We start from the raw sequence: 24,808 nt of genomic DNA, 5'->3' as shown, positions 1-24,808 counted from the left end.
ATGACCTTTGCTCTTCACGGTATTGCCGTCTCTAAAGGTATTGCGATTGGTAAGGCCGTATTAATTTCAAGAGCCGCCCTTGAGGTTAGTCACTACCTGATTGAGCCTGGGACCGAAGAAGCCGAAGCGAATAAATTACTCGAAGCGTTTGATTGCGTGCGCCAAGAACTCAATACCCTTAAAGCCGCTTTACCAAAAGATGCTCCACAGGAGATGGCAGCATTTTTGGATGTTCATCAATTAATCCTCTCGGACCCAACCTTAGCTGAGAAGCCCTTAGCCTTGATTCGGCAAAAACGCCTAAATGCTGCTTGGGCCCTGACCACCGAGCTCAATGATTTGCTTGAGCAGTTTGCTGAAATGGACGATCCGTATTTAAAGGAACGTGGCAATGATATTCGGCAGGTCGCTGAGCGAGTCTTAAAGGCATTGCAGTCGCATAACCGTCAGACTGTGGTTGGTGGCGAAGGACTGATTACAGGACACTTTGAGGATGACACGATTGTGGTGGCGCATGATATTGCACCTCATGATATGTTGCGCTTTAAAGAGAATGCGCTGGGTGGATTTGTAACCGATTTAGGTGGCAAGACCTCTCACACTGCTATTGTGGCGCGTAGCTTAGAAATACCAGCAGTCGTAGGTATACGCCATGCCAGCGACATGATTGAGCACGGCGATTGGATTGTGATTGATGGGGACCGCGGCATTGTGGTGGTTGCTCCCGATGAGATGCTTCTGGCTCAGTATCGAAGTCTTCAGGCTGAAAAACGCCTGGAGTCTGAAAAGCTACAAGAGCTTAAGTACAGCCCAACCCGCACCAAAGATGGTGTTGAGATCGAGTTATTTGCCAATATTGAGTTACCAGAAGATGCAAAACATGCTCTGGAATTAGGTGCGGTTGGCATTGGATTATTTCGGTCTGAGTTCTTGTTTATGAACCAAGAACATGGTCTTCCGGATGAAGAGAAGCAATATCAGGAATACACCCGTGCGGTGGAGGCAATGTTTGGTTTGCCAGTGAATATTCGTACGATTGATATTGGCTCTGATAAAGCAGTCGCGGGAGCTGAAACTGGTTCTACTGGAACATCTCCTCTGGGTTTGCGCGCCATTCGTTGGTCGTTGTCTGAGCCTGAGATATTTTTAACTCAATTGCGCGCCATATTACGAGCGTCTGCACATGGCCAAGTTCGACTGTTATTGCCAATGTTGGCGCATGCACAGGAGATTCATGAAAGTTTGCGGCTCATTGAAAAGGCTAAACAGCAATTACAAGAGCGGGGCAAGGCGTTTAATCCAGATATTCAGGTAGGAGCAATGATTGAGATTCCAGCCGCCGCCTTGATGATGCCGCTCTTTGTCAAACACTTTGATTATTTATCAATTGGTACCAATGATTTGATTCAGTACACCTTGGCGATTGACCGTGCCGATCATGCGGTTGCTCACCTATACGACCCATTAAATCCGGCAGTACTCAATTTAATTGCCGGAATTATTCGTGAGGCAAACCGAGCCAATGTGCCGATTGCAGTATGCGGCGAGATGGCGGGTGATCCTGCCTTGACAAAGCTCTTATTGGCGATGGGATTGACCGATTTCTCAATGCACTTTAGTCAGCTCTTACTGGTTAAGCGCGAGATCATGCAGGCCGATACCCGCAAGTTGAAGATGCATATTGATGAGTTACTGGCGGCTTACGAGCCAGTTGAGCAAAGCATTCTATTTAATCGACTAAATTCAATTCATTAGTGCGTGCCTGGTCCGCACACTGGACAAGCGTGATGGCGTGCGAGTTTAATTTCATCGATCTGGGTCGTGCGGGCATTCCAGATCAGCAAGCGCCCGATTAACGGCTCTCCAAAACCAATAATGACTTGCAGAGTTTGCGCCGCCTGAATAGTTCCAATAATGCCTACTAGAGGTGCAAAGACCCCCATGCTGGCACAGTGGGTTTCAACATAATTAGGATCTGGTGGGAAGACGCAGGCATAGCATGGTGAGTTTGGATCTCTAAAATCAAATACGCTCACCTGACCATCAAAGCGTAATGCGGCGCCTGAGACCAATACTTTTCCATGGGTAACGCATACCCGATTAATCAGGTGTCGGGTCGAAAAGTTATCAGTACAGTCAACCACTACATCAACATCACCAAGCAGCTCTTTGAGTAAGGGTTCATCAAGTCTCTTTTCAAGCGCTTGAACCTGACAGCTGGGATTTAAGCTTTTCAGAAAACGTTCACCCGAGGCCACCTTACTCATGCCAATGCTATTGGCTTGATGCATGATTTGACGCTGAAGATTGGTAAGTTCGACATGATCATGGTCGATTAGAGTAATTCTTCCAATGCCAGCGGCAGCTAGATAAGGGGCGCACGCAGAGCCTAAACCACCAGCGCCAATGATCAGTACGTGGGAACTTAACAGGCGCTCTTGACCTACGATGTCAATTTCATCGAGTAGTAGATGACGCGAATAGCGAAGGAGTTGCTCGTCATTCATGAGCAACTCAATTACTCGAGTTTAGAAGCCGAGCGCTTGACAGTTTGACCGTTGAGAAAGGCAATGGCTTGTTGCAGCATGAAGTCATCATTGCTACCAAACTCAGGTGGGCGACGATTCTTTTCTTTCTCACGCTCCTCTGGCGTTTTCTTTGCATTGCGCTCTTCAATTAACTGCAATTCTTGCAGACGCCGTTTCTCGCGATCTTTGATCAATGCTTCTTCTGAGGATTGTTTATTACGCAAGTGCTTTTCGCTATCAATCTCTCGTGTAATTAATACATCTTCAGGGTCGCCGTCCTTATTCTGATCTACCGGAATATCGGGTTTAATCCCAAATGCTTGGATTGAGCGACCATTGGGCGTGTAGTAATAAGCGGTAGTAATTTTGAGCGCTGAGTCGCTGCTGAGTGGCCGAACAGTCTGCACGGATCCCTTACCAAAGGTGGTCTTTCCCAGAATAGTGGCACGTTTGTAATCTTGCAGTGCACCCGCAACGATTTCAGAAGCAGATGCGGAGTAGGCATTGACAAGCACGACCATTGGGATTTTCTTAAAAAGCGGAGGCACCTCATCGAGTGGATCATTCGATTCACTTAATTTATACATGGCGGGAACCGCATTAAATACTTGGCGCGAATCTGGCGCTTGGCCTTTGGTTGAGACAATCACTGAGCCCGGGGGCAAGAAAGCGGCTGCAACACCAACTGCGCCTTGCAGTAGTCCACCACCGTTATTACGCAGATCTAATACCAGCCCTTTTAAGCTCGGATCTTTAGCGGCAAGCTCTGCTAATTTCTTAGCAAGGTCTGGAACAGTGCGCTCTTGAAAGCTGGTAATGCGAACCCATGCAATATTGTTATCTACAATTTTTGCTCGAATCGACTGTACTTTGATCTCAGCGCGGGTGATGGTGACGGGAAAAGTGCGCTCTTCACTTTTTCTGAAAATCGTTAAAGTAATTTTGGTACCTGGGGTACCACGCATGGTACGAACCGCTTTATCGAGTGACATGCCACGCACTGGTTTATCGTCTAGGCGGGTAATGAGATCGCCTGCTTGAAGACCGGCTTTAGCAGCAGGAGAGCCTTCGATTGGATTAAGAACTTTTACTAAACCGTCTTCAGAGGTAATTTCAATACCAAGCCCTGCAAACTTTCCAGCAGTTTGCTCTTGCATTTCTGCAAAATCTTTTTTGTCAAGATAAGCGGAGTGCGGATCAAGACTGCTGACCATTCCTTTAACTGCATCAGTGAGTAATTGTTTGTCGTCAATGGGTTCTACATACTCACGCTTAATTTGCCCAAAAACATTTGAGAGTGTGCGTAACTCATCGAGCGGCAAGGTGCTGGCACCCTGCTGCGCGGTCGCCGAGAACTGGATGGTTGCCGCAATTCCGGCAATCAGGCCAATACTAACTAAGACAATATTTCTAAATAACTGACGCATTTAGCTATTTTGCCTCTAAATAGAAATGTTGTATTGGGCGAAGCTCATCGTCCAGTTCATAAATGAGGGGATTGCCGTTAGGCACATTGACCTCCATGATCGCCTCATCCGACACCTGATCAATGTGCTTCATCAGGGCGCGGATGCTATTACCGTGGGCGACCAGAATAACGCGTTTTCCTAGCTTGAGAGCTGGGGCGATGGACTCATTCCAGAGGGGCAAAACCCGACCGACGGTGTCTTTTAGGCACTCCCCTTGAGGAATATCCTCATGAGTGAGCTTGGTATAGCGGGGGTCCTTGGCGAGTTCAGCGCGTTGCTCTGGGCTTAATGGAGGTGGGGCGATGGCATAGGAGCGCCGCCAAATGTGGACTTGCTCGTCACCAAACTTGGCTGCAGTCTCTGCCTTATTAAGTCCGGTAAGCGCACCGTAGTGCCGTTCGTTTAATCGCCAGCTATGAACCACGGGCACCCACATTAGATCCATGGCATCTTGGATGTTCCATAAGGTTCGGATGGCGCGCTTTAGAACCGAGGTATAGGCAATATCAAAGTCATAACCAGCATCCCTCAGAAGCTGGCCAGCCCGTTGGGATTGCTCAACGCCTGTTGGCGTTAGGTCAATATCGGCCCATCCAGTAAACCGATTCTCAAGATTCCAGGCGGATTGTCCGTGGCGGACTAGGATGAGTTGTTTCATAGATGCATTCTATAATCTGATAATGGACTTCTTAGCTCAAACAGACAACCTCGTACTGGCCGCCTTAATGATCATTTCGGGCACGGCTTTATTCATGCCAACATTATCAACCCTAATTAGTGGCAAGGGTCTAACCCCCACCGATGCGACCATTTGGATCAATCGTCGCAAGGCCAATGTGATCGATTTACGAACCGAGGAAGATTTTAAATTAGGCCATTTGCCAAATGCCAAAAATATCGCCTTGGAGAGCTTAGGCGCTAGCTTGAAAACCATGAAAATCGATCAAAAATATCCTGTTGTGGTGATTGGTCGGGGTCCGGCTCATTCTCAGAAAGCAGCTAAAGAGCTTCGCAATCTTGGGTATACCGAAGTGGGTGTTTTAGAGGGCGGTATCAACGCTTGGCAAACCTCCGGGTTGCCGCTGATTAAATCCTAATGGGGAAGCGATGCCAGACGTTTTGATGTACAGCACCCGCGTTTGCCCTTACTGCGTGATGGCTGAGAAACTTTTACAAAAAAAGGGTGTTCAGAATTTACAAAAAATATTAATTGATGTCGACCCAGCCAAGCGAGAAGAAATGATGACTCGCACAGGTCGCAGGACTGTTCCACAAATTTATATCGGTGATCGTCATATTGGCGGTTACGATGATCTAGCAGCATTAGATCGTGCAGGCGGTCTTGATCCGCTTTTAGCCTAACCATTTCTAATTGGAAAGAGAGTTTGTATGAGTGATGCTGCAACGAATTCAGCCACAGGTTCAAATGAGCCTTCGTTTGTCATCCAACGTGTTTATCTAAAAGATTTATCACTCGAGCAACCCAATGCCCCCGGTATTTTGTTGGTTGCGAGTGAGCCACAGATTCAGGTGGAATTGGATATTACGGTTGATCGCCTAAGCGACGAGTTATTTGAGGTTGCCCTCTTGAGCACAGTCACCGCTCGCGTTGAAGGCAAGGTCATGTTCTTGGTCGAAGCTAAGCAAGCCGGTATTTTCGAGTTTAAGAATATCCCGATTGAGCAAATTGACCCAATGCTTGGCATCACTTGCCCAAGCATCATCTTTCCGTATTTGCGCTCAAACGTTGCCGACATTATTAGTCGCGCCGGCTTTCAGCCTATTCATCTTGCCGATATCAACTTTCATGGCATGTATGAGCATCGTTTGGCTCAGGCTCAGGCAGCTCAGGGAGCGCAAGCCGGTAATGGTGAGGCAGAGAGCAAAATTATTTTGCCCAACTAATGAATATATCGGTCCTAGGGGCAGGAGCATGGGGTACAGCCATTGCTATATCCGCTGCTAGTCACCATTCGGTTTGCTTATGGGCGCGCAACCCAAATGCCGCCGATGCCCTTCGCAGGGATCAAGAAAATAAACAGTATTTACCAGCTATTGCGTTACCCAAATCATTATTGATTGAGTCGGATTTTGAGAAAGCTGTTAACAGATTAGGGGCTGATGACCTATTAGTGATTGCGACCCCAATGGCTGGGTTAGCAGCTACGGTAGCTGATGTTTTTAAAACGGCACAACACCCTTTCAACATTTTGTGGCTTTGCAAAGGGTTGGAACCCAAAACCTCCCTACTTCCCCATCAGGTTGTTGGCCGCGAACAAGAACGATTCGCCACCCATGCGCATGCAGTGGGTGTTTTGTCAGGCCCTAGCTTTGCCCGTGAAGTTGGCGAGGGTTTGCCTTGCGCTTTGACGGTTGCAAGCACTGCATCTGAATTTTGTCAGCGCGTACAAACTGCGTTTCACCATGGAAATATTCGGGTGTATGCAAGCGATGATTTGATTGGGGTTGAGCTTGGTGGCGCCGTTAAAAATGTATTAGCAATTGCTGCCGGAATTGGCGATGGCTTGGGCTTGGGTATGAATGCCCGCGCTGCCTTGTTAACCCGAGGTCTTGCAGAAATGATGCGGCTAGTTAAAGCTGTCGGCGGTAAGAGCGAGACCTGTATGGGACTCGCTGGCTTGGGCGATCTTATTTTGACCGCAACGGGTGATTTATCGCGTAACCGTCGTGTGGGTTTATCGCTTGCCGCTGGGGAGCCATTGGACCGGGTATTAGCCGCGCTTGGTCATGTGGCTGAGGGTGTCTTGTGTGCGCAAGCCGTGAGTGATTTGGCTAAACAACATCAGGTTGAGATGCCAATTTGTACAACGGTTAGTCACGTACTTAATGGTCAACTGAGTCCCGAGGATGGAGTTCGGACCTTAATGGGCCGCGGGCCTAAATCGGAAACTTAAGTCCCACCCTGGAATTGGTGTTGGCGCCATGCTTCATAAACCACGACCGCTACAGAGTTTGAGAGATTTAAGCTGCGACTATTAGCAAGCATTGCCAATCGAAGGTGATTCTCGCGAGGAATGCTAGCGCGTACCTGATCGCTAATGCCTTTGGTCTCTGATCCAAATACAAAGTAATCGTTTGAGTGAAATTCTGTATGAAGAAGTGAGCGCTGCCCCTTAGTCGTTAAAGCAAAGACACGCTGCAAATCGGCCTTTGTGCTTGTTAGAAAATCGGACCAGTTCTCATACAGCTTGAGATTGGCAAACTCATGGTAATCCAGGCCCGCGCGCTTCAATTTGGCGTGTTCAAGAGGAAAACCAAGTGGTTTGATGAGATGCAATTGCGCACCCGTATTGGCACATAGGCGGATGATGTTCCCAGTATTCGGTGGGATCTCAGGTTCAAATAAAACGACATTAAACATAGCAGCATCATATTGCACTTAAGACTCCCAAGGAGGCGTGCGAAGCATGGTCCATGCGCTCACCCGCTTTGCCCCAGACTTTTTGAGAGTTGTTGCTAACGAGTGGATCGTTGAGCCGGTGGTCATGACATCATCAATAACCACGATATGTTGGTCATGAATCATAGAAGCTGCACCAACTTTCAATTCAAAACGGTCTCGCATCGATGCAGTGCGCTCGGCACGATTAAGACTTGCTTGAGCAGTGTGGGTTGGGTGGCAAATCACTAGGTTTGGAATGCGTCTGATGGATTTCGGAAGATCAAACCGTTTCGCGATTTCCCATGCTTGATTAAAGCCGCGCGCTGCTAATTTTGTTGGATTTAGCGGCACTGGAATTAAAACATCCGCATCGCATGCTTTGAGAGTATGTTGATGAAATATATTCCACAAGAGGGCAAAGCCACTAGCGCATGCTAGCCTCTTTTGGTACTTTAAAAGGTGAAGCGTTTGACTTAATGGTTCCTGATAGAAGTCGAGATAAGTCACGTGATCAAAGGCCGGTTTTACCTGTTCACACGCAGCACAAAGTGATTGATGCGGCCCGATTGGTAGCGCACAAATCTGACAGGATGGACCAAATTGCAAGCGGTTTTGAGCAATGCGATCGCGACATGGAAAGCATACAATTTCAGCTTGTGCTTGCTCGCACACCATGCACAGTGTCGGAATTAAATATTGGGTTGCAGTACGAAGCCAGCTCATCGGGGCGCTGAGTATACTGATTTGATGACCACTTCTCTTTCATGGCTTCGAACTGAGATTCAAGAGCGAATGCTTGATAAGTTAGCGCCCATCAAGCTGTTGCCGAAACACATTTTGCTCGAACCCGATTTTTCTGGCTTAAATCGCAGGGCATTTGCGAAGCGTTTTCCTAGTGCGCAAATTGACACCATTCTTGATCCTCAAATTCAGGGAAGGATTCCATTGGGGATCAAACTTAAACAGGTACTCAGTCGCACTTTGTTGAACTCAGGCCGATTACTGGATCAGGGGATTCCAGACAATGCATCCTACGATTTGATCCTCAGTAATTTATGTTTGCAAAATCTCAATAACCCGAGCGCTTGGATGGCGAGTTGTCACCAGCATCTGAAAGAAGGCGGTTTGATTTCATTTGCCTATTTGGGCCCTGATACAGGTAAGGAACTCCGGGATGCCAACCCGGATGGTAGTCAAATGCAAACCTTGCCAGGCGCCCTCGATATGCACGATATTGGGGATGCCTTGGTTCAAAACCGCTATTCGGACCCGGTGATGGATATGGAATATCTTCATTTGGAGTACGAAACTGGGCAGGCTCTTTATAAGGATGGCCTAGCTCTGGGGCTCATTTCTGCGGGTACGCAACTCCATCAACTTAGGGTTCCTGACCCCCTAAAACTGACCCTGGAAATCGTTTATGGACATGCTTGGGTTTTGGCAAAAAATCTCAGTACTGGGGATGCTAAATCAGCATATATTCGCGTAGATGCAATTAAACGTAAATAGTTCCATAGCTAATTTATAAGTAAGTACTTACATTTAATTATCTATATATAGGGTTTGCCCCAAAGGAAATCACAAAATGACTTCTGTCAAGCAAATCATCCTATAATTCAGTGTCTAATTAGTGACTAGTGGCTGGACAAGCGACCAGACTTTATTAGGTGCGCTGCTCTTAAATTTGAGAAAAAAATGAATATTCGTAAATTGCTGACAAAAATTTGGCTTGCCCTTGGTTTTGGAATCTGGAGTTTTGCTGTTGCGGCGCAAGATATGCCAGGCGGCCCCAAAGTAAATCAACTCAATTTCCCCGCCCCTGCAACCAAAATTATGGAAGAGATTCATTGGTTGCACTGGATGATGATGATCATTTGTTTGGTGATCTTTATCGGCGTTTTCTCAGTGATGTTCTATTCGATTTACAAGCATCGCAAATCCAAAGGTGCCCAGCCCGCATCGTTTCATGAGAGTACTTCGGTTGAAATTATTTGGACTGTCATTCCTCTGCTAATTGTGATTGGTATGGCTCTTCCCGCCACCAAAACAGTAGTTGCGATGAAGGACACCACCAATGCAGACATCACCATTAAAACCACTGGTTATCAGTGGAAGTGGGGTTATGACTACATTAAGGGCGAGGGAGAAGGTATTAGCTTCCTTTCGACCATGTCGACTTCACGCGAAGCGATTAATAATCTCGCGCCCAAGAGCCCAACCTATCTGATGGAAGTCGATCATGAGATGGTTGTCCCTGTGAATAAAAAAATTCGTCTAATCACAACTGCGAACGATGTGATTCATGCATGGACCGTTCCTGCATTTGGCGTAAAGCAAGACGCAATTCCTGGCTTTGTGCGTGATACCTGGTTTAGAGCTGAAAAAATTGGCACCTTCCGTGGACAATGTTCTGAGCTTTGTGGCGCGCAGCACGCATTTATGCCCATCGTAGTTAGAGTCGTTTCTGATGAGGACTACACCAAATGGGTTGCTGAAAAGAAAAAAGAAATGGCTGCTAATGCGGATGATCCGAGCAAGGTTTACACCTTGGCTGAGCAAATGGATCGTGGTGCTAAGGTGTATGCCGCCAATTGCGCTGCTTGCCATCAAGCCAACGGTAAGGGCGCCGGCGCTTTCCCTGCATTAGATGGCAGCAAAGTTGCCTTGGGTCCGAAAGCAGGCAACTTCAATATTTTGATTAACGGTAAAGGTGCGATGCCTAAATGGGGTGGCGTTATTTCTGATGGAGATTTGGCAGCTGTAATGACCTATTACCGAAATGCATGGAGCAATAAGACGGGTGAAGTTGTTCAAACCCAGGAGTTCGCTTCTGTTCGTGCTGGCAAATAATTGAACTTATATAACGAATTGAATTAAACCGGAGCAAATCATGAGCACCATATCCACAACCCACGATCACGCACACGATCATGCCCACGACCATCCCCATGGATGGCGTCGTTGGTTGTTTGCAACCAACCACAAAGACATCGGTACGATGTATTTGATCTTCGCCTTCGTGAGCCTTCTGGCTGGCGGAGTGATGGCGCTTGGTATTCGTTTGGAACTGTTTCAGCCTGGGTTGCAATATTTGCGCCCCGAGTTTTTTAACCAGTTAACCACCATGCACGGCTTGGTGATGGTGTTCGGTGCCATCATGCCGGCTTTCGTGGGTTTTGCAAACTGGATGATTCCTTTGCAAATCGGCGCGTCTGATATGGCATTCGCCCGTATGAACAACTTCAGTTTCTGGATTTTGCCAGTTGCTGCATTGTTATTGTTCGGTTCATTTTTAGCACCAGGTGGTGCGCCCTCAGGCGGCTGGACCTTGTATGCACCGCTCACCCTGCAAATGGGGCCGGGGATGGATATGGCTATCTTTGCACTTCATTTGTTAGGCGCCTCGTCCATTATGGGTTCAATTAACATCATTGTGACCATCTTGAATATGCGCGCACCTGGCATGACACTCATGAAGATGCCAATGTTCTGCTGGACCTGGTTGATTACTGCCTATTTGTTAATTGCTGTGATGCCTGTGCTAGCCGGCGCGATCACTATGGTTCTCACTGACCGTCATTTTGGAACCAGCTTTTTCTCTGCAGCTGGCGGTGGCGATCCCGTGATGTATCAGCATATCTTCTGGTTCTTCGGTCACCCAGAGGTTTACATCATGATCTTGCCCGCGTTTGGCATTATCAGTGAGGTCGTTCCTGTATTTGCCAGAAAGCGTTTGTTTGGCTACGCATCGATGGTTTATGCCACATCATCCATCGCAATCTTGTCATTTATTGTTTGGGCTCATCACATGTTTACCACTGGTATGCCGGTGACTGGTCAGCTCTTCTTTATGTATGCCACGATGCTAATTGCAGTTCCAACCGGGGTAAAAATTTTTAACTGGGTTGCGACCATGTGGAAAGGGTCAATGACCTTTGAAACCCCGATGCTATGGGCGATTGGATTTATTTTTGTGTTCACGATCGGTGGTTTTACTGGGCTGGTTTTGGCGATGGCCCCAATTGATATTGGTCTACAAGACACCTACTATGTGGTTGCCCACTTCCACTATGTGCTAGTGGCGGGTTCGCTCTTTGCGATGTTTGCAGGCTTTTATTACTGGTGTCCAAAGTGGACTGGTCGTATGGCCGATGAGTTCCGCGGCAAGGTTCATTTCTGGGGCTCAATGTTCTTCTTTAACCTCACCTTCTTCCCAATGCATTTCTTGGGTTTAGCAGGCATGCCACGTCGCTATGCAGATTACCCAACCCAGTTTGCTGATTTCAATTTAATTGCTTCGATCGGTGGTCTTGGCTTTGGCTTAATGCAGGTTTATTTCCTGCTGTTTGTTGTGCTCCCTGCATACCGTGGTCATGGCAAGAAGGCTCCGGATAATCCATGGGAGACAGCCAATACCTTGGAGTGGACGGTTCCATCTCCCGCGCCATTCCACACATTCGAGCAGCCGCCCAAAGTTAGCTAATGGCACTTGACGTGACCGAGCGATCGAATCCTTTGATGAGCAACCGCCGCCTAGCGGCGGTCTTGTTATCGATTGCGTTGACTTTTTTCTTGGGCATCGTATTGAAGTATTGGATCTTAGGTTAGTCACATGGCAAACAATCTAGGCGCTCTTAATAAGCAAATCCTACTGAAGCTTCTTTTGCTTGCTGTATTGATGTTTGGATTTGGTTATGCATTGGTGCCTTTATACAAAGCCCTTTGTGAAGTGACTGGCATTAATGTTGTCACTAGTAAAAATAATTATGGTGTGCGTGCTTATGGAGCTAGCAAGCCAGGTAATACCCAAGTAGATTACAGTCGAACGATCACGATTGAGTTTGACTCCAATAGTCGTGGACCATTTGCTTTTAAGCCGGTTAAGAACTTTCTTGAAGTTCATCCAGGCGAGATGCACGAGATCGTTTATGAAGTAGTTAATACTTTGGATCGACCTGTCGCTGCTCAGGCAATTCCCAGCTATGCTCCAAAGACCGCAACGGAGTTTTTTACGAAGATCGAATGCTTTTGTTTTCAAGAGCAAGCCCTGACCCCACATCAGATTCGGCAAATGCCAGTGGTATTTATTGTTGATCCCAATCTTCCAAAAGACGTTAAAACAATCACCCTGTCGTATACCTTTTTTGAGACCGGAATACCTAAGCCTGTTGCAAATGTCAAAGAATCTAAGAGCAAAGTGTCACTATGAATAAGCAACCTAGTTTTTTTCGTTCAATGCGTGCCGTTTTGTGGGCGTTTTTAGGGATTCGCAATAAAGCAGGATTGCAAAATGATGTTGCAAGCTTGAGTTTTGTGCACATCATCATTGCTGGTGTATTGGGCGCCGTACTATTTATGGCGATCCTTTTGTTGATTGTGAATTTAGTGGTAACCAATTAATTTTTAGTTAGAAAGAGCGCGATGTCATCAAACTCCACACCGTATTATTTTGTTCCGGGCCCCTCAAAATATCCCGTCCTTGCTAGCATTGGACTGCTTGGCTTTGGCGGCGGCATGTCCGCTTGGGTCAATGGCCTTTCATGGGGAGGACCGCTGGTCCTAGCAGCAGTTATTTATGTGCTGTTTGTGCTGTACGGTTGGTTTGGTGATGCAATCTCGGAGTCCAATACCGGCAAGAACGGTGTGAACGTCGATGTGTCCTATCGCTGGTCGATGAGCTGGTTCATCTTTTCCGAGATCATGTTTTTTGCCGCTTTCTTTGCGGCCCTGTTCTACGCTCGCAGTATTACAGTGCCCTGGCTTGGTGATGTGGACAATAAACTCTTATGGCCTGATTTTGTAGCTGCATGGCCAACCGTTGGTCCTGCTGATTTGGTTCAAAAATTTAGTACTATTGGCCCTTGGCCAATTCCAACGATTAATACGTTATTGCTCTTGAGCTCAGGGGTTACCGTGACCTGGGCACATCATGCTTTACGAGAGGGAAATCGTCAGCATGCCATTTATGGATTATTTGCGACCGTATTTCTTGGGCTTATTTTCTTGGGTTTTCAAGCTTACGAATACATCCATGCTTATAACGACCTGAACCTGAAGCTCACTTCTGGAATTTACGGATCAACCTTCTTCATGCTGACCGGTTTTCATGGATTCCATGTGTTCTTGGGTGGCTTGATGTTGGCGATTATCCTGCGCCGTTTGATTCGTGGTGATTTCACCGCCGAGAATCACTTTGGTTTTGAAGGTGCCGCTTGGTATTGGCACTTTGTTGACGTCGTCTGGCTAGGGCTTTACATCGTCATTTACTGGATGTAATGGCCAATAGGCGGCAGCGTTGGTTGCCGCCTAGCCTATTGAGGCACTTTCAGGCCAGTGGACTCAATGAGTCCAAAGTAATGGGCAATCCAAATGCCAATGAATAGTGCAATCGATAAACCAATTCTGAGCATCAGCGAGTGAACCATCCTGGAGCTATTGCCTTTGTCTTTCATCATGAAATACAGCGCCGATCCTAAGCTAGCGATGATGACCAACAAAATTAAAACAATTAGCCATTTCATATTGGTGCCAAACCTTTGAGTTTATTTCGAGTTCTTATTGTAGAGCGAAGAGTCGCAACCATTGCGATGCTAGTCGTTCTTGCAATTGGCATTATGGCGGGTCGTTGGCAACTGGGTCGTGCGGATCAGAAAATAATCCTGGCTAATCAAATTAGCGCCATGGCGGCTCGAGAGCAGATTGACCTCAATGCCAAAAATTGGACTCTATCAGAAACTGAGTTTAGGCCGGTGCGAGCGCGTGGTCGTTTTTTGCCCAATGAGGTCGTTTGGCTTGATAATCGCCCCAGTCTAAAGCCACAAACAGGGCAGACCCAATCCGGGTTTTATGTGCTGATGCCATTTTTACTTGATGGTCAGGAAAAGCGCCTTGTTTGGGTTAACCGAGGGTGGGCCCCCAGAAATAATCAAGATCGATTGATATTGCCAAGCATTACAACGCCTAAGGAGAGTGTAGTGATCGAGGGTATTGCATTGGCTGGGCCAGGGAGGGTATTAGAGCTTGGCAATCAACCCAATAGTCAAGCTTCACCCCGGATTCAGCAAAATTTAGACCTGACCTATGAAGCGGGCCGAATGGTATATCCACAATTACCCTTCATTATTCGCCAAAATGACCCAGATGAAGGTGATGGATTGTCCCGAATTTGGCCTGTGGCAACGACAGGCGTCGATCGCCATTATGCTTATGCTTTCCAATGGTTTTCTTTAGGTGCGGCCGCGCTAGCATTTTGGTTCACAACTGGTTTTATGCGCTATCGCAATCAAGGTAAATCAAGTTCATAAAGGTTATATAGCAGTGAGCGATCAAGATTTATTAATTCCAGCGAGTCAGCTTGATAAGAAGGCATTGGATGCCAGAACTCGTCGCGGCCGGATTCAAATGATACTGGTGCTACTCGCATGCGCATCGCCAGTAATCGCATCGTATTTGGCCTATTACGTTTATAAGCCTGAGGGCGGAAAGACCAATTATGGTACTTTGATTGTGCCGCCACAGCCAATTAATCCCAGCTGGTTTGAGATTCCATTTAACGGTAAGTGGACCCTGATGGTGGCAAGACCGGCAAGCGAGTGCAAAAAAGGCAATGATGCTTGTGTTGAGGTTTTATATCTGATGCGTCAGGTACGCTTAGCTCTTGGTAAGAATAAAAATCGTCTGCAATTGGTTTGGGTTGTGAATGATCGCGGCCCAGTTGAGGATGATATTCAGAGGGCCTATGATCAAGAGAATGCTGGTTTTTATATTATTCCCGCTCCTGATCCAAAAAATGAGGCTGCTTGGCAAGCTTGGTTGAATACTCAAAATCTAGGCCAAGGAATCGCTCTGATTGATCCAAGTGGTGAGAAGATGATGGTCTTTCCCGACAAAACCAGCTCGAGTGACTTTGTGAAGATTCGTAAAGACGTTGAGCGTCTTCTAAAGTTAAATCGCAAGGGTGAGAAGATATGATGTCTGAAATGGCTCTAATGGTTTTAGAGCTTGCCGGAATCGCTCTATTGATTGCTGGCTTACCGCTGGCAATCCTTTATTTTAAAAAAGGAATGGGGCTATTTCAAAAGCTCAATTGGACCATCGTCTTCCTAACCTTTGACCTCATTTTGTTTGGTGCATTTACTCGTTTAAGTGATTCTGGTTTAGGTTGCCCAGACTGGCCAGGTTGCTATGGCACATCCAATCCCTTTCGCGCCATCGAAGAAATTCGGGCGGCAGAAGCTGCAATGCCCACAGGGCCGGTAACGGTTTTTAAAGCATGGGTTGAAATGATTCATCGTTACTTGGCGATGAGCGTTGGGTTTTTAATCATTATTCAAGTCATCATGGCATTTAAGCAGCCAAGCGCAGGCCGCTCCTTAGCCATTAAAGGCAGTTTGTTTTTACTGGTCTTAGTTTGTCTACAAGGCGCATTTGGAGCCTGGACCGTGACCCTTAAGCTGCAACCAATCATTGTTAGTATGCATCTCATCTTGGCATTGATCTTATTTGCCAGCATGGTCTGGTTCGCGCAACGTAACGATGCCCTCTGTTCAAGTGATTCCAAGACGATTTCAAGCTTATCTGGCGGCCTTGTATTAATCGCTATTGTTGCGCTCTTTGCTCAAATTTTTCTAGGTGCGTGGGTTAGTACTAACTATGCTGTGTTGGCTTGTCCTGATTTTCCAACTTGTATGGGTGTTTGGTATCCCAATATGGATTGGCAAAATGCTTTTTTCTTATGGCGCGATTTGGGTGAGGCTAAATCGGGTGAGATGATCCCGATGGCAGCGCTAGTCACAATCCACTGGACCCATCGTGTTGGTGCTATTTTTGCCTCCGCTATTTTGCTTTTCGTTGCTATAAAAGTAATTCGACATCCAGAGCCAAAGGTTCAATTTTGGGGGAAGGCAATCATTACATTGCTTGCATTACAAATCGCCACCGGTATATCCAATGTAGTCTTTCAATGGCCATTAGTAGCGGCGTTGTTGCACACCGGTGGTGCGGCAGCTATTTTATTTTGCTTGGTGCGTTTAAGTGCGTGGAGTAATAACTATTTTTTATCCGGTAAGCCGCCCCAGCGAGGGATTGCATGAGTACTGATTTTGTTCGTCCTCCTATGCCTCGCTGGAGACAATATTGGGTATTAACTAAGCCAAGAGTGACTCAGCTCGCAGTATTTTGCGCGATTATTGGCATGTTTTTGGCAACCCCTGGGATGGTTCCCTGGTCGATATTACTTGGTGGATCGATCGGCATTTGGTTGTTAGCGGGCGCGGCATTTGCGGTGAACTGTCTGATAGAGCAAGCGGTTGATGCCAAAATGCGTCGAACCGCATGGCGCCCCTCAGCAACGGGCGAGATTACCCCTTGGCAAATTATTATTTTCTCTTGCATTTTGGGAGCCGCAGGGATGGCAGTACTGTGGATTTACACCAATCCCCTCACGATGTGGCTTACTTTTGCAACCTTTGTGGGGTATGCCGTTATTTATACCTGGTTCTTAAAGCCAGCAACGCCCCAAAACATTGTGATTGGCGGGCTTTCTGGTGCCATGCCACCTGCATTGGGTTGGGTAGCTGTTACTAATCAATTATCGGCAGAAGCCTGGTTATTGGTGCTCATCATTTTTGTGTGGACCCCACCGCATTTTTGGGCATTGGCACTCTACCGACGCGAAGATTATGTACAGGCGGGCTTACCAATGTTGCCGGTCACTCACGGTGAGCGATTTACCTTACTTAATATCTTGCTCTATACGCTCATCCTATTGGCGGCCTCGATTCTTCCTTATGTCTATGGAATGAGTGGCTTATTCTATTTGGTATGTGCACTGATTCTTAGCGGTATTTTTGTAATGTATGCAATCCGTCTTTACCAACACTACAGCGATCAGTTGGCTCGTAAGACATTTAAGTACTCCATTACTTATTTAGCTCTACTATTTGCTGCTATTTTGATCGATCATTACATATAGCCCATGAAAAAATTAGTCCTTTTATGCGCCGTGTTTTTATTGGCCGCTTGTTCAAAGCCTAGCTTCAAGAATGTTGATATTACTGGCAGTAAATCATTTGGTTCTAATTTTGAACTTTTGGATCCTAATGGTCAGGTGAAAACCATGGCTGATTTCAAAGGTAAGGCTGTATTAATTTTCTTTGGCTATACCCACTGCCCAGATGTTTGTCCTGCGACATTAGTTGAAATGCAAGAGGTCATGAAAACCTTAGGCCCATTATCTGATCGGGTGCAAGTTATTTTTATTACAGTTGACCCGCAGCGAGATACTGCAGAGCTAATGGCGCAATACCCCCCCGCTTTTGATCCTCGTTTTATTGGGCTGAGACCGGCTAACGACGAGGCGCTGGCTAAGGTCGCTAAAGATTTCAAGGTGTATTACAACAAGGTGCCGGGCAGTAATCCTAAAAATTACACGATCGACCATACTGCTGGAAGTTACGTGTTTGATCCAAACGGTAATTTACGCCTCTATATCAAGCATGGGCAAGGCGCCGAGCCGATTGCCCATGACCTAAAACTACTACTTCAATAAGTCTTAGTGAAGCCTTGGGTTTTCATCTTTTAAGAGCGTACGCAACTTCTTAAAAGCAGCGACCTCTATCTGACGTACCCGTTCAGCAGAGATCCCAAATTCCTTAGCAAGATCATGCAAAGTCTTGCCGCCTTGGCCTTCTGCGTTAACTGCCAACCAACGGCTTTCAACAATCGCACGACTGCGCTCATCTAGAGTATGAAGTGCTTGCAAGAGTTTTGGACCATGCAAAGAGTAAGATTCGTTTTGCTCAATAACCGCAGTTGGTTCTTGGCTTTCATCACTGAGCCAATGAATTGGCGCAAAGCTTTCCTCATCTTGGCAATCCCCCTCGATCGAGACGTCTCCCCCAGCAAGCCGCATTTCCATTTCTTTGACATCGGCACCGCGAACATCAAGGGCTTTAGCTAATGACTCAATTTCATCATTGCTCAAGGCATTTGCAGAAAGTTTATTGCTACGTAAATTGAAAAACAGTTTGCGTTGCGCTTTGGTAGTTGCTACTTTGACTAAGCGCCAGTTCTTGAGAATGTATTCATGGATTTCTGCTTTGATCCAATGAATGGCGTACGAAACGAGTCGTACCCCTTGGTTGGGATCGTAGCGTTTGACTGCTTTCATCAAACCAATATTGCCTTCCTGAATGAGGTCGGCATGCGGAATGCCGTAACCCAAGTATTGACGAGCGACCGACGCAACCAGTCGCAAGTGAGACAAAACCAGTTGTCGCGCAGCATCTAAATTGTCGGAGCGGCGATATTCCTGCGCCAGGGTGTATTCCTGGGCAGCACTTAACATTGGTAAGCGATTAATGTGTGCCAAATAGGCATCAATCGTACCGACTCCAAGGGCTGGTAGAGCAGGCATTGCAAGAGCAATACTAGACGAGCCCGTTTTTCGAGTATTCATGAGGGTGTTCAAAGTCATCGTTGATAGATTAATTTGAGTTTAGATTGAATTATTTTAGCACTCTTGTCAATAGAGTGCTAATGCGTCTAATAATCTACAAGATATTGATTTGTATAGCTATTCTACAAGCTCTTGGGCATAAGCCTTAGCAGAAAATAGCTCCAAATCACCTAATTGCTCACCCTTGCCAAGTGCATAAACATAGGTTTTTGGGCCCTGGGTTTGGGAGGAGCTTTGCAACTCATTGCGAAGTGCGCAAATTACCCCGCCTTTAGCGGTGCCATCCAATTTGGTGACGATAAGGCCGTGTAGTCCAATTGCGTTCCGAAAAGCCAAAACTTGGGCAATTCCATTCTGACCCGTATTGCCATCAAGGACCAAGACAATTTGATGGGGGGCATCGGGGATCAACTTGGAAATGACTCGCTTGACCTTCTTTAATTCCTCCATCAGATTCGCTTGAGTAGCGAGTCGGCCAGCCGTATCAATTAGTACAACGTCAACTTGCCGAGACAAAGCGGCTTGGATAGCATCATGCGCAATCGCGCCAGCATCGCCACTCTCTTGGCTGAGCACTTGCACTTGATTGCGCTCACCCCATTCCTTGAGTTGATTGCGCGCCGCCGCTCGAAATGTATCCCCAGCAGCGAGGAGCACCGACTTTCCTTGAGCCTGGAAGTGATGACATAGTTTTCCAATCGATGTGGTTTTGCCAGCACCATTGACCCCTACAATTAGCCAAATTTCTGGCTTAGGATGCGTAGCACTTGGGCTTAAAGGATTTTCTGGGGACTCTAAGTCACTCAAAAGATGGCTGAGCTCATCAACTAGAACTGCCTTTAAATCCTCAGAATTTGTAATGGAATGCTGTTTGGCCGATTTGCGTAGACTAGCTATTAGAGCGGTTGATGTCGAAACACCAACATCGGCTTTGATCAGTAATTCTTCTAAATGATCGAACCAGGCTTCATCCACTCGGTTACGAGTAAAGAGTGAGCTAAGTGTTTTACGTAAACCAAACATTGTCGATACAATCCAAAAGAGTGATCTTAACTAGATAATTCATACATCTAAACTATTCATGATAGCGAAATTCCAGTTTAGCAACCCAATATTGAGAGCCATCAGGTCGGCATTGATTGCCTTGGCCGCTATTTGCTTGCCTGTCTCAGGGAATGCTTTTGCGACTCAGTCCGATACGCATGAGTATCAACTCAAGAATGGCTTGCGCCTGATCGTTCGCCAGGATCATCGTGCACCGACCGTTGTTCATATGGTCTGGTATCGGGCTGGATCCATGGATGAGGTCAATGGCAAAACCGGCGTTGCCCATGTGCTTGAGCACATGATGTTTAAGGGAACGAAAACGGTCAAATCAGGTGAATTCTCGCGGATGGTGGCGGCCGTGGGCGGACGTGAGAACGCCTTTACAGCCCGTGATTTCACCGGATATTTTCAGCAGATTGAGAAATCAAAGCTTGCCGAAGTGATGCGGCTTGAAGCCGATCGAATGGCAAATTTGCAATTTTCCGATGAGGAGTTTGGGCGAGAGCTTCAGGTGGTGATGGAAGAGCGACGCTTACGTACGGAAGATAATCCATCGAGTTTGATGCGTGAGCTATTGATGGCAACCGCATTTATGAGCTCTCCGTACCGACATCCTATTATCGGCTGGATGAACGACTTAGAAAATATGCAGCCTGCCGATGCGCGACAGTGGTATCGCGACTGGTATGCACCAAATAATGCCGTGGTTGTGGTGGCGGGTGATGTTAATCCATTGGCAGTGAAAGCATTGGTCGAAAAGTACTACGGACCTATATCAGCAAAAAAATTACCTGAACGCAAACCTCAGCTCGAACCTGAGCAAAAAGGCGAGAAGCGCGCTGTTTTGAAGGCTCCTGCTGAGAGCCCGCAAATCATGATGGCGTGGAAGGTTCCTAAACTAGATCCTAAAAAAATGGATGAGGTGGATCCGTATGCCTTACTCGTTTTATCTGCCGTCTTGAGCGGGCACGATAACTCAAGGTTAAATCGAGAGTTAGTTCGTAATCAAAGACTGGCTAATAGCACCGGGGCAAGTTACGAACTAATTAGCCGTGGGCCAGAGCTTTTTGTGATTGGTGCAACTGCCGCCAAAGGTCAAACAGTGCAGGATCTTGAGAGAGGCATTATGAAGACCTTAGGAGACATTGCTAATCAGGGGGTTACTGAATCCGAGTTAAAGCGTATCAAAGCACAATTGCTTGCTTCACAAATATATAAACGCGATTCAATTTTTGCTCAAGCCATGGAGATTGGTAGTTCAGAGATGGCGAATGTCTCTTGGCGTGACTTAGATCGCATCATTGAGCGAATTCAGTTGATTCAATCGGATCAAATCCAACGTGCAATTAATACGTATTTTGTCAGCGATGGTTTAACCATTGTGACTTTAGATCCCCAGCCACGTTCAATGCTTGCGAAGCCGCGTGGAATGTCAGGTAGTTTGCGTCATTAAAAGGGAACACAATGCAGCGTAATCATCATCTTATTAAGGGGCTAATTGTCTTAATTGCGACGTTTATCGCAGCTCATGCCCAGGCAGTATTGCCAATCCAAGCGATTCCCTTAAGCAATGGTACAAAAGCCTATTTGATTCAAACGAACGCCATACCAATGGTCGATATTGAAATTAGTATTGATGCAGGAAGTCGCTACGACCCGAAAGATCAAAGTGGTCTGGCATCCTTGACCGCTGCGCTGCTGACCCGCGGCATTCAGTGGCAGGGCGGCATTTTGAATGAGGCCCAACAGGCAGATGCAATTGCTGAGTTGGGAGCTACTATTAGTGCGTCCGCTTCAGGTGAGAGAGCCATCGTGCGCGCTCGATCACTGAGTAAACCCGATATTTTTGATCCACTCCTGCAACTTCTAGTAGCTAGTGTATCGAAACCTATTTTTGATGCATCGATTTTGATGCGTGAGAAGCAGCGCGTTAGTGCCGCGATTCAGGAGGGCGATACCAAGCCAGAAGTCGTTCTGCAAAAACGGTTTCGTCAAGAGGTATTCGGAAACTATCCGTTGGCACGATCCCCTAATATTGAATCAATTGCAGCAATTAAGGAGGGTGACCTAAAGCGATTCCATCAGGATTTCTATCGCCAAGACCGAGTCATTGTGAATATTGTGGGCAATGTCGATCCAGCCAGAGCAAAGCAAATCGCCGAACAAATTATTACAGCATTACCCGCTAAGGGACCAGTGATTCCTGCATTGCCACCTTTAGAGCGCTCACCAATAGAGCCAGAATCCAAACGTTTGATCCGAATTCCATTTCAAACACAGCAAACTCATATTGCAATGGGTATGACCGCCATCACTCGTGACAATCCTGACTACTTCCCTTTGCTTGTCGGAAACTATATTTTGGGTGGCGGGGGCTTTGTATCGCGCTTGGTTGGTGAGGTTCGAGATAAGCGTGGATTTGCGTATAGCGTATTTAGTTACTTTCAGCCGGGGCGCGATACCGGAACTTTTGAAGCGGGCTTACAAACCCGTAATGACCAAGCAGATCAAGCTCTCAATGTATTGCAAGAGACGATTGCACGCTTTATTGAAGATGGCCCAAGCGATGCAGAATTGGCTGCTGCTAAGGCAAACTTAATCAATGGCTATCCATTGCGACTCGATAGCAATCGTAAATTGCTTGATAACCTCTCAGCAATTACTTGGAATCAGTTACCACTCAATACTCTCGATGTGTGGACACAACAAGTTGCAGCGGTCAAAAAAGATGATGTGCGCAATGCGTTTAAACGACACCTGGATATGCGTAGAATGATCAGTGTTCTTGTTGGAGGCACACCCTAATTGGCACAAAGCCACCGAATTCGGATTATTGGTGGTGTGTGGCGCAGCCGGCAGATTCAGGTTTTGGATCAACAGGATTTGCGTCCTAGCTCTGATCGGGTTCGTGAAACGCTTTTTAATTGGATAGGCTCAGACCTCGGTGGCTTAAAAGCAATTGATGTGTTTGCTGGTTCTGGAGCACTTGGTTTTGAGGCCGCCTCCCGATCAGCCGATGAGGTCATATTCATCGAGAAAGATAAACGAATCTATCACCAGCTTCTGACCCAGCATCAGCTCCTCAATTCTTATCCAATTCGCGGGGAAGTAAAAATCCTTCATGGGGATGGAATTTCTTATTTACAGCGTGCTGATGATCAGTCGGCCCAGCTGATTTTTCTGGATCCTCCATTTAGTCAACCCGACTTACTCGTTCGCGCAGCACAAGAGGCCGGTCGCGTGTGTCACGATCAAGGGCAGGGCGGAATCTATATTGAATGCCCCAATCCCTTTGATCTAAGTCGATTGGAAAGGGTACTGCCCAATTGGACTCTTGTTAAGTCGATGGAAACAGCCCAAGTCAAAGCCGTATTGTTTCGCCGCAGTTCGAGCTAAACTCCTGTTTATCCATATAAATAAGGGGGTCTTTATGACCATTGCTGTCTATCCAGGAACCTTTGACCCATTTACCCGTGGTCATGAAGATTTGGTTCGGCGTGCTTCAAGTATTTTTACCAAGCTGATTGTCGGAGTGGCTGATAGTAAAAATAAGCGTCCTATTTTTACACTTGATGAACGGATTGAAATCGCCAAAGAGGTGTTGAGTCACTACCCGAATGTTGAAATCGCAGGATTTTCTGGATTACTGAAAGACTTTGCTCGAGAGCATTCTGCTCGAGTGATCGTACGGGGTTTGCGTGCCGTTTCAGATTTTGAGTATGAGTTTCAGATGGCTGGTATGAATCGGTACCTACTGCCAGATGTGGAGACTTTATTTTTGACCCCATCAGATCAATATCAATTTATTTCTGGTACCTTTGTCCGAGAAATTGCGCTCATGGGCGGCGATGTGAGTAAGTTTGTTTTTCCCTCAGTGGAAAAATGGTTACAAAAGAAGAACGCCCAAATTAAATCCACTTAAGCTATTCTGATCATTCTTTTAGGGATATCAATATGGCGTTAATGATTACAGACGAGTGTATCAATTGTGATGTCTGTGAGCCAGAATGCCCAAACGATGCGATTTATATGGGGATTGAGATCTATGAGATCGATCCCAATAAATGCACCGAGTGCGTGGGGCATTTTGACGCTCCTCAATGCCGTCAGGTCTGCCCGGTCGATTGTATTCCGCTCAATCCCGCTTATTCTGAAACCCAAGAGCAGTTACTTGAAAAATATAAAGTCTTGAGTGCTCTCAAGCAGACCAATTAAATGATTTAATTTGCGCTGTGCAGGATTTGCATGGCATCTTGTGTATTGCCTTCAAGAACCAGGGGCAAAATGCCAATTGCTTTTGTGATGGCCGCATCTAATTTCTCTTGCTCATCCGAGCTCGGTTTCTTTAGTACATAATCGGCTACATCCATTTTTGCTAGATTGCCAGGTAGGTCGCGTGGGTGACCAATTCCAAAACGGAGTCGCCAGAATTCGGGGCTTGATAAATGCTGTTGGATATCTTTTAGGCCATTGTGACCGCCATTGCCCCCGCCTTTTTTTAGACGCGCCGTGCCGGCTTTGAGGTCCAGTTCGTCATGGACTACCAGCACTTCACTTACCTCGATCTTATGAAAGCGACACAGGGGGCCAACGGCTTCCCCACTGAGATTCATATAGGTATCTGGTTCCAATAAGTAAATATCATGACCTTTGATTTGGATTTTTGCGATTCGACCATTAAATCGCTTTTCAGGCTGAAGAAATTGTTTATGTTGAGCAGCAAGACGATCGACAAACCAAAACCCTGCATTGTGACGGTCGGCCTCATGCTTTGATCCAGGATTTCCGAGTCCAACAATTAAACGAATCATTTTTATCAGTCGATTGAGGCTAAGTGATCCAACTATAAACGACTTCAATTGGGCAATAAAAAACCCGCATCAAGCGGGTTTCTATGAGAGTG

General features: G+C 46.6%; 31 protein-coding genes. 22 read left to right on the top strand and 9 right to left on the bottom strand.

Annotated features, from left to right (window positions below; translation table 11 throughout):
* Complete coding sequence (ptsP, locus tag QUE66_RS08590) at positions 1-1,755, top strand: phosphoenolpyruvate--protein phosphotransferase (protein ID WP_286223618.1); 1,755 nt, start codon at positions 1-3, stop codon at positions 1,753-1,755.
* Here ptsP and QUE66_RS08585 read toward each other — a convergent pair.
* The 3 genes from QUE66_RS08585 to gpmA are packed head-to-tail and all read right to left on the bottom strand — an operon-like array spanning position 1,752 to position 4,655.
* Entirely contained in the window at positions 1,752-2,507 is a 756-nt protein-coding gene (locus QUE66_RS08585; protein ID WP_286223617.1) for a HesA/MoeB/ThiF family protein, read from the bottom strand. The two genes, ptsP and QUE66_RS08585, sit on opposite strands and share 4 nt — an antisense overlap.
* 11 nt (positions 2,508-2,518) lie before the next feature.
* Positions 2,519-3,955, bottom strand: coding sequence for a S41 family peptidase (locus QUE66_RS08580; RefSeq protein ID WP_286223616.1), 1,437 nt, complete (start codon positions 3,953-3,955; stop codon positions 2,519-2,521).
* Between the two features lie 4 nt (positions 3,956-3,959).
* Complete coding sequence (gene gpmA / locus QUE66_RS08575) at positions 3,960-4,655, bottom strand: 2,3-diphosphoglycerate-dependent phosphoglycerate mutase (RefSeq protein WP_286223615.1); 696 nt, start codon at positions 4,653-4,655, stop codon at positions 3,960-3,962.
* 94 nt (positions 4,656-4,749) lie between these two features.
* On the opposite strand from gpmA, the gene QUE66_RS08570 reads away from it, so the two are divergent.
* Genes QUE66_RS08570 through QUE66_RS08555 form a run of 4 tightly spaced genes read left to right on the top strand, consistent with a single transcriptional unit; the run spans position 4,750 to position 6,912 of the window.
* Positions 4,750-5,094: a rhodanese-like domain-containing protein gene (locus tag QUE66_RS08570; protein WP_286223614.1), complete on the top strand. Its 345-nt coding sequence runs from the start codon at positions 4,750-4,752 to the stop codon at positions 5,092-5,094.
* A gap of 10 nt (positions 5,095-5,104) precedes the next feature.
* Positions 5,105-5,359 (top strand): glutaredoxin 3, encoded by a 255-nt coding sequence (gene grxC / locus QUE66_RS08565; RefSeq protein WP_286223613.1) that lies wholly within the window; start codon positions 5,105-5,107, stop codon positions 5,357-5,359.
* Positions 5,360-5,386: 27 nt separating this feature from the next.
* Positions 5,387-5,902: a protein-export chaperone SecB gene (secB, locus tag QUE66_RS08560; protein WP_286223612.1), complete on the top strand. Its 516-nt coding sequence runs from the start codon at positions 5,387-5,389 to the stop codon at positions 5,900-5,902.
* Positions 5,902-6,912, top strand: a complete 1,011-nt coding sequence (locus tag QUE66_RS08555; protein ID WP_286223611.1) for an NAD(P)H-dependent glycerol-3-phosphate dehydrogenase — start codon at positions 5,902-5,904, stop codon at positions 6,910-6,912. The genes secB and QUE66_RS08555 overlap by 1 nt, the downstream gene beginning before the upstream one ends.
* Here the strand turns inward: QUE66_RS08555 and trmL are convergent.
* Positions 6,909-7,379, bottom strand: coding sequence for a tRNA (uridine(34)/cytosine(34)/5-carboxymethylaminomethyluridine(34)-2'-O)-methyltransferase TrmL (gene trmL / locus QUE66_RS08550; RefSeq protein WP_286224769.1), 471 nt, complete (start codon positions 7,377-7,379; stop codon positions 6,909-6,911). The genes QUE66_RS08555 and trmL overlap by 4 nt on opposite strands.
* Positions 7,380-7,397: 18 nt before the next feature.
* Positions 7,398-8,123, bottom strand: coding sequence for a ComF family protein (locus QUE66_RS08545; protein WP_286223610.1), 726 nt, complete (start codon positions 8,121-8,123; stop codon positions 7,398-7,400).
* Positions 8,124-8,147: 24 nt separating this feature from the next.
* On the opposite strand from QUE66_RS08545, the gene QUE66_RS08540 reads away from it, so the two are divergent.
* The 7 genes from QUE66_RS08540 (at position 8,148) to QUE66_RS08510 (ending at position 13,676) form a co-directional block, all read left to right on the top strand.
* Positions 8,148-8,909, top strand: a complete 762-nt coding sequence (locus QUE66_RS08540) for a methyltransferase domain-containing protein (RefSeq protein WP_286223609.1) — start codon at positions 8,148-8,150, stop codon at positions 8,907-8,909.
* 267 nt (positions 8,910-9,176) lie between these two features.
* Complete coding sequence (coxB, locus tag QUE66_RS08535; protein ID WP_286226208.1) at positions 9,177-10,250, top strand: cytochrome c oxidase subunit II; 1,074 nt, start codon at positions 9,177-9,179, stop codon at positions 10,248-10,250.
* 40 nt (positions 10,251-10,290) lie between these two features.
* Positions 10,291-11,883, top strand: a complete 1,593-nt coding sequence (gene ctaD, locus QUE66_RS08530; RefSeq protein ID WP_286223607.1) for a cytochrome c oxidase subunit I — start codon at positions 10,291-10,293, stop codon at positions 11,881-11,883.
* Positions 11,883-12,008 (top strand): cytochrome oxidase small assembly protein, encoded by a 126-nt coding sequence (locus QUE66_RS08525; RefSeq protein WP_286223606.1) that lies wholly within the window; start codon positions 11,883-11,885, stop codon positions 12,006-12,008. Before ctaD ends, QUE66_RS08525 begins: the two co-directional genes overlap by 1 nt.
* A gap of 4 nt (positions 12,009-12,012) precedes the next feature.
* The gene (locus QUE66_RS08520; protein WP_286223605.1) at positions 12,013-12,609 is read left to right on the top strand and encodes a cytochrome c oxidase assembly protein; all 597 of its coding nucleotides are present in this window, start codon (positions 12,013-12,015) and stop codon (positions 12,607-12,609) included.
* On the top strand, positions 12,606-12,800 hold the full coding sequence (locus tag QUE66_RS08515; RefSeq protein ID WP_108509149.1) for a DUF2970 domain-containing protein: 195 nt from the start codon (positions 12,606-12,608) through the stop codon (positions 12,798-12,800). The genes QUE66_RS08520 and QUE66_RS08515 overlap by 4 nt, the downstream gene beginning before the upstream one ends.
* A gap of 21 nt (positions 12,801-12,821) precedes the next feature.
* Positions 12,822-13,676, top strand: a complete 855-nt coding sequence (locus tag QUE66_RS08510; RefSeq protein WP_108509148.1) for a cytochrome c oxidase subunit 3 — start codon at positions 12,822-12,824, stop codon at positions 13,674-13,676.
* 35 nt (positions 13,677-13,711) lie between these two features.
* On the opposite strand, the gene QUE66_RS08505 is transcribed toward QUE66_RS08510, so the two are convergent.
* Positions 13,712-13,921 carry a twin transmembrane helix small protein gene (locus tag QUE66_RS08505; protein WP_108509147.1) on the bottom strand — a complete coding sequence of 70 codons (210 nt, stop codon included), beginning with the start codon at positions 13,919-13,921 and terminating at the stop codon, positions 13,712-13,714.
* A gap of 66 nt (positions 13,922-13,987) precedes the next feature.
* Here QUE66_RS08505 and QUE66_RS08500 point away from each other — a divergent pair, with 66 nt between their 5' ends.
* Genes QUE66_RS08500 through QUE66_RS08480 form a run of 5 tightly spaced genes read left to right on the top strand, consistent with a single transcriptional unit; the run spans position 13,988 to position 17,949 of the window.
* On the top strand, positions 13,988-14,704 hold the full coding sequence (locus QUE66_RS08500) for an SURF1 family protein (protein ID WP_286223604.1): 717 nt from the start codon (positions 13,988-13,990) through the stop codon (positions 14,702-14,704).
* 13 nt (positions 14,705-14,717) lie between these two features.
* Positions 14,718-15,371, top strand: a complete 654-nt coding sequence (locus QUE66_RS08495; RefSeq protein ID WP_286223603.1) for a hypothetical protein — start codon at positions 14,718-14,720, stop codon at positions 15,369-15,371.
* Positions 15,368-16,492, top strand: coding sequence for a COX15/CtaA family protein (locus tag QUE66_RS08490; protein WP_286223602.1), 1,125 nt, complete (start codon positions 15,368-15,370; stop codon positions 16,490-16,492). The genes QUE66_RS08495 and QUE66_RS08490 overlap by 4 nt, the downstream gene beginning before the upstream one ends.
* A complete protein-coding gene (gene cyoE, locus QUE66_RS08485) occupies positions 16,489-17,373 on the top strand; it encodes a heme o synthase (protein ID WP_286223601.1) in 885 nt (294 codons plus the stop codon). Before QUE66_RS08490 ends, cyoE begins: the two co-directional genes overlap by 4 nt.
* Before the next feature lie 3 nt (positions 17,374-17,376).
* Positions 17,377-17,949, top strand: coding sequence for an SCO family protein (locus QUE66_RS08480; RefSeq protein WP_286223600.1), 573 nt, complete (start codon positions 17,377-17,379; stop codon positions 17,947-17,949).
* Between the two features lie 3 nt (positions 17,950-17,952).
* On the opposite strand, the gene rpoH is transcribed toward QUE66_RS08480, so the two are convergent.
* Positions 17,953-18,858 carry an RNA polymerase sigma factor RpoH gene (gene rpoH, locus QUE66_RS08475; protein WP_458574875.1) on the bottom strand — a complete coding sequence of 302 codons (906 nt, stop codon included), beginning with the start codon at positions 18,856-18,858 and terminating at the stop codon, positions 17,953-17,955.
* A 117-nt stretch (positions 18,859-18,975) separates the two neighbouring features.
* Entirely contained in the window at positions 18,976-19,881 is a 906-nt protein-coding gene (gene ftsY, locus QUE66_RS08470) for a signal recognition particle-docking protein FtsY (protein ID WP_286223599.1), read from the bottom strand.
* Positions 19,882-19,939: 58 nt separating this feature from the next.
* On the opposite strand from ftsY, the gene QUE66_RS08465 reads away from it, so the two are divergent.
* From QUE66_RS08465 to QUE66_RS08445, 5 genes are read left to right on the top strand one after another with little or no spacing between them, the layout of a single operon-like run.
* Positions 19,940-21,358, top strand: a complete 1,419-nt coding sequence (locus tag QUE66_RS08465) for a M16 family metallopeptidase (protein WP_286223598.1) — start codon at positions 19,940-19,942, stop codon at positions 21,356-21,358.
* Positions 21,359-21,369: 11 nt separating this feature from the next.
* Positions 21,370-22,710, top strand: a complete 1,341-nt coding sequence (locus tag QUE66_RS08460; protein ID WP_286223597.1) for a M16 family metallopeptidase — start codon at positions 21,370-21,372, stop codon at positions 22,708-22,710.
* Positions 22,711-23,301: a 16S rRNA (guanine(966)-N(2))-methyltransferase RsmD gene (gene rsmD, locus QUE66_RS08455; protein WP_286223596.1), complete on the top strand. Its 591-nt coding sequence runs from the start codon at positions 22,711-22,713 to the stop codon at positions 23,299-23,301.
* A 34-nt stretch (positions 23,302-23,335) separates the two neighbouring features.
* Positions 23,336-23,827, top strand: a complete 492-nt coding sequence (coaD, locus tag QUE66_RS08450; protein WP_286223595.1) for a pantetheine-phosphate adenylyltransferase — start codon at positions 23,336-23,338, stop codon at positions 23,825-23,827.
* Between the two features lie 32 nt (positions 23,828-23,859).
* Positions 23,860-24,120, top strand: a complete 261-nt coding sequence (locus tag QUE66_RS08445) for a YfhL family 4Fe-4S dicluster ferredoxin (protein ID WP_286223594.1) — start codon at positions 23,860-23,862, stop codon at positions 24,118-24,120.
* Between the two features lie 5 nt (positions 24,121-24,125).
* On the opposite strand, the gene pth is transcribed toward QUE66_RS08445, so the two are convergent.
* Positions 24,126-24,716, bottom strand: coding sequence for an aminoacyl-tRNA hydrolase (gene pth / locus QUE66_RS08440; RefSeq protein WP_286223593.1), 591 nt, complete (start codon positions 24,714-24,716; stop codon positions 24,126-24,128).
* Positions 24,717-24,808 lie beyond the last annotated feature (92 nt).

The organism is Polynucleobacter sp. HIN6, assembly GCF_030297575.1.
Lineage (GTDB): Bacteria > Pseudomonadota > Gammaproteobacteria > Burkholderiales > Burkholderiaceae > Polynucleobacter.
The sequence above is the reverse complement of the archived record's forward strand: the minus strand, read 5'-3'. Positions and strand labels throughout refer to the sequence as shown.

Bases quoted from the DNA above. Each gene is read 5' to 3' on its own strand.
- ptsP (WP_286223618.1), top strand. From the start codon at position 1: ATGACCTTTGCTCTTCACGGTATTGCCGTCTCTAAAGGTATTGCGATT.
- QUE66_RS08585 (WP_286223617.1), bottom strand. From the start codon at position 2,507: ATGAATGACGAGCAACTCCTTCGCTATTCGCGTCATCTACTACTCGAT.
- QUE66_RS08580 (WP_286223616.1), bottom strand. From the start codon at position 3,955: ATGCGTCAGTTATTTAGAAATATTGTCTTAGTTAGTATTGGCCTGATT.
- gpmA (WP_286223615.1), bottom strand. From the start codon at position 4,655: ATGAAACAACTCATCCTAGTCCGCCACGGACAATCCGCCTGGAATCTT.
- QUE66_RS08570 (WP_286223614.1), top strand. From the start codon at position 4,750: ATGCCAACATTATCAACCCTAATTAGTGGCAAGGGTCTAACCCCCACC.
- grxC (WP_286223613.1), top strand. From the start codon at position 5,105: ATGCCAGACGTTTTGATGTACAGCACCCGCGTTTGCCCTTACTGCGTG.
- secB (WP_286223612.1), top strand. From the start codon at position 5,387: ATGAGTGATGCTGCAACGAATTCAGCCACAGGTTCAAATGAGCCTTCG.
- QUE66_RS08555 (WP_286223611.1), top strand. From the start codon at position 5,902: ATGAATATATCGGTCCTAGGGGCAGGAGCATGGGGTACAGCCATTGCT.
- trmL (WP_286224769.1), bottom strand. From the start codon at position 7,379: ATGTTTAATGTCGTTTTATTTGAACCTGAGATCCCACCGAATACTGGG.
- QUE66_RS08545 (WP_286223610.1), bottom strand. From the start codon at position 8,123: ATGAGCTGGCTTCGTACTGCAACCCAATATTTAATTCCGACACTGTGC.
- QUE66_RS08540 (WP_286223609.1), top strand. From the start codon at position 8,148: ATGACCACTTCTCTTTCATGGCTTCGAACTGAGATTCAAGAGCGAATG.
- coxB (WP_286226208.1), top strand. From the start codon at position 9,177: ATGCCAGGCGGCCCCAAAGTAAATCAACTCAATTTCCCCGCCCCTGCA.
- ctaD (WP_286223607.1), top strand. From the start codon at position 10,291: ATGAGCACCATATCCACAACCCACGATCACGCACACGATCATGCCCAC.
- QUE66_RS08525 (WP_286223606.1), top strand. From the start codon at position 11,883: ATGGCACTTGACGTGACCGAGCGATCGAATCCTTTGATGAGCAACCGC.
- QUE66_RS08520 (WP_286223605.1), top strand. From the start codon at position 12,013: ATGGCAAACAATCTAGGCGCTCTTAATAAGCAAATCCTACTGAAGCTT.
- QUE66_RS08515 (WP_108509149.1), top strand. From the start codon at position 12,606: ATGAATAAGCAACCTAGTTTTTTTCGTTCAATGCGTGCCGTTTTGTGG.
- QUE66_RS08510 (WP_108509148.1), top strand. From the start codon at position 12,822: ATGTCATCAAACTCCACACCGTATTATTTTGTTCCGGGCCCCTCAAAA.
- QUE66_RS08505 (WP_108509147.1), bottom strand. From the start codon at position 13,921: ATGAAATGGCTAATTGTTTTAATTTTGTTGGTCATCATCGCTAGCTTA.
- QUE66_RS08500 (WP_286223604.1), top strand. From the start codon at position 13,988: ATGCTAGTCGTTCTTGCAATTGGCATTATGGCGGGTCGTTGGCAACTG.
- QUE66_RS08490 (WP_286223602.1), top strand. From the start codon at position 15,368: ATGATGTCTGAAATGGCTCTAATGGTTTTAGAGCTTGCCGGAATCGCT.
- cyoE (WP_286223601.1), top strand. From the start codon at position 16,489: ATGAGTACTGATTTTGTTCGTCCTCCTATGCCTCGCTGGAGACAATAT.
- QUE66_RS08480 (WP_286223600.1), top strand. From the start codon at position 17,377: ATGAAAAAATTAGTCCTTTTATGCGCCGTGTTTTTATTGGCCGCTTGT.
- rpoH (WP_458574875.1), bottom strand. From the start codon at position 18,858: ATGAATACTCGAAAAACGGGCTCGTCTAGTATTGCTCTTGCAATGCCT.
- ftsY (WP_286223599.1), bottom strand. From the start codon at position 19,881: ATGTTTGGTTTACGTAAAACACTTAGCTCACTCTTTACTCGTAACCGA.
- QUE66_RS08465 (WP_286223598.1), top strand. From the start codon at position 19,940: ATGATAGCGAAATTCCAGTTTAGCAACCCAATATTGAGAGCCATCAGG.
- QUE66_RS08460 (WP_286223597.1), top strand. From the start codon at position 21,370: ATGCAGCGTAATCATCATCTTATTAAGGGGCTAATTGTCTTAATTGCG.
- coaD (WP_286223595.1), top strand. From the start codon at position 23,336: ATGACCATTGCTGTCTATCCAGGAACCTTTGACCCATTTACCCGTGGT.
- QUE66_RS08445 (WP_286223594.1), top strand. From the start codon at position 23,860: ATGGCGTTAATGATTACAGACGAGTGTATCAATTGTGATGTCTGTGAG.
- pth (WP_286223593.1), bottom strand. From the start codon at position 24,716: ATGATTCGTTTAATTGTTGGACTCGGAAATCCTGGATCAAAGCATGAG.